The sequence below is a fragment of the Cellulomonas sp. A375-1 genome (assembly GCF_001040865.1).
Classification (GTDB): Bacteria; Actinomycetota; Actinomycetes; order Actinomycetales; family Cellulomonadaceae; genus Cellulomonas; species Cellulomonas gelida.
In genome coordinates, this window is the sequence record NZ_LFKW01000097.1 from 5,182 (window position 1) to 7,653 (window position 2,472).

Here is a 2,472-nt window from a genome sequence, read left to right on the forward strand (position 1 = left end):
AATGCGCACGTGACCGCTGCTGCCTTGATCGCACGCTCCGAGCTCGGCTCGGCCGGCCGGGTCGTCGTCAAGGTCGGGTCGTCGTCGCTCACGAGCCCGGACGGGCGGCTGGACCCGGACCGCCTGCGTGCGCTCGTCGACGTGCTCGCGGCGCGGCGCGCGGCCGGCGGGCAGGTCGTCCTCGTCTCGTCGGGTGCGATCGCCGCGGCGATCGGCCCGCTCGGCCTCGCGGCGCGGCCGCGGGACCTGGCGACCCAGCAGGCCGCCGCGTCGGTGGGGCAGGGGCTGCTCGTCGCGCACTACACCAAGGCGTTCGCGGACCACGGGCTGCGCGTCGGGCAGGTGCTGCTGACTGCGGACGACACCGTGCGTCGCGGGCACTACCGCAACGCGCACCGCGCCCTGACCCGGCTGCTCGACCTCGGCGTCGTGCCGATCATCAACGAGAACGACGCGGTCGCGACCGACGAGATCCGGTTCGGGGACAACGACCGCCTGGCGGCGCTCGTCTCGCACCTCGTGCACGCCGACGCGCTCGTCCTGCTCACCGACGTCGACGCGCTGTACACGGCCGCGCCGTCGCAGCCCGGCTCGCGGCGGATCGCGCGGGTGGACGGCCCTCGGGACCTCGAGGGCGTCGACGTCTCGCGGCGCGGCTCCGCCGTCGGCACCGGGGGCATGGTGACCAAGCTGGAGTCCGTCGCCATCGCGACCGGGTCGGGCATCCCGGTGGTGCTCACGTCCGCCGCACAGGCCGCCCAGGCGCTCGAGGGCGACGACGTGGGCACCTGGTTCGCCGCGACGGGCCGCCGCAAGCCCATCCGGCTCCTGTGGCTCGCGCACGCCGCCCGGATGCGGGGTCGACTCGTGCTGGACGAGGGTGCCGTGCGTGCGGTCGTCGAGCGGCGGACCTCGCTGCTGCCCGCGGGCGTCACCGCCGTCGAGGGGACGTTCGAGGCGGGCGACCCGGTCGAGATCGTCGCGCCGGACGGTCGCGTCGTGGCGCGAGGCCTCGTGGCGTTCGGCGCCGACGAGGTGCCGAGCCTGCTCGGACGGTCGACGCACGACCTGCGGCGCGAGCTGGGCGCCGGCTACGACCGCGAGCTCGTGCACCGCGACGACCTCGTGCTCGTGCGGCGCCGGCAGGCCTGAGCGGCGCCCTGCGACTCGTCGCACGTCCCACCGCCCGACGGACCGTGTGCAGGGTCACGACGGGCGTCCACCTGCACACGCGTGCCCACCCGGCCCCGCGGTCGTGGTGCGGCGTGCGACAATCGATACCGCTCGGCTCACGTACTGCGAGAGTCGCGCCGCACCAGTCAGCACTTACTCGAGCACCCGGAGGACCGCCGTGCACGCCGCCTTGATCGTCGCCGCCGAGGAAGCCGCCGAGAAGGCGCACGAGCTGCCGTTCCCTCCGATCGTCTTCGGGATCGGGGCGTTCGTCGGACTGGTTGCGATGCTGCTGTTCACGTACGCGTTCCGCCTCGTCGGCACCCGTCACTGACCGGCGTGCTCGGTCGGCAGGTGACGCGACTGGGCGTGATGGGCGGGACGTTCGATCCCGTCCACCACGGCCACCTGGTGGCGGCGAGCGAGGTCGCGGCGCGGTTCGGGCTCGACGAGGTCGTGTTCGTGCCGACGGGCGTCCCGTCGTTCAAGCAGGACCAGGACGTCACCCCCGCTGAGCACCGCTACCTGATGACCGTGATCGCGACGGCGTCCAACCCGCGGTTCACGGTCAGCCGCGTGGACATCGACCGTGGCGGTGTGACGTTCACCGTGGACACGCTCCGGGACCTCAAGGCGCAGCGTCCGGGTGCCGAGATCTTCTTCATCACCGGTGCCGACGCGATCGCACAGATCCTGACGTGGAAGGATGCCCAGGAGCTGTTCTCGATGGCGCAGTTCGTGGCGGTCACCCGTCCCGGGCATGCGCTCTCGATCGAGGGATTGCCGGAGGATCGGGTGCACGTGGTCGAGATCCCGGCACTGGCGATCTCCTCGACCGACGTGCGGGCCCGGGCACGGGCCGGCCAGCCGGTCTGGTACCTCGTCCCTGACGGGGTCGTTCAGTACATCGCGAAGCACCAGCTGTATCGAGGTTTGTCATGACGGAACCAGGAGCACGGCCGCGGCGCCGTGACCTGCACCGCAGCGACGAGGGAGTGACGGGGACGAACCCCGTCAGCCCCGAGCGAGCGCCCGGTGCCGGCGCGGCGACGCCGCACGCAGACGGCCCCGTGCCGGGCTCGCGTCGCGCACGCCGCGAGCAGAGCGGCGCCACGCCGAGCCCGTCGCCCCAGCAGGCGCCGCACTCCTACACGCCTCCGCCGGTCGCTCAGCAGCCTGCGCCGCAGCGGGTCTCGCCGACCGCCGCCCCGCCGACGGGTTGGTCGGGTGGACAGGGTGGCCCGTCCGCCCCGCGCCCTGCCGCCGACGGTCGTCAGCGTCCCGCGCCTGCCGGCCCGT

Annotated in this window: 3 protein-coding genes; all 3 read left to right on the forward strand. The window is 73.7% G+C overall.

The annotated features are described in order from the left end of the window. Window positions 1–9: 9 nt before the first annotated feature. The 3 genes from proB (at window position 10) to nadD (ending at window position 2,115) form a co-directional block, all read left to right on the forward strand. A complete protein-coding gene (proB, locus tag CWIS_RS10350) occupies window positions 10–1,152 on the forward strand; it encodes a glutamate 5-kinase (RefSeq protein ID WP_048343212.1) in 1,143 nt (380 codons plus the stop codon). Window positions 1,153–1,351: 199 nt separating this feature from the next. Continuing rightward, the gene (locus tag CWIS_RS18895) at window positions 1,352–1,507 is read left to right on the forward strand and encodes a hypothetical protein (protein WP_170210884.1); all 156 of its coding nucleotides are present in this window, start codon (window positions 1,352–1,354) and stop codon (window positions 1,505–1,507) included. A 38-nt stretch (window positions 1,508–1,545) separates the two neighbouring features. Next, a complete protein-coding gene (gene nadD, locus CWIS_RS10355; protein ID WP_048343214.1) occupies window positions 1,546–2,115 on the forward strand; it encodes a nicotinate-nucleotide adenylyltransferase in 570 nt (189 codons plus the stop codon). The last annotated feature ends 357 nt before the right edge of the window (window positions 2,116–2,472 follow it).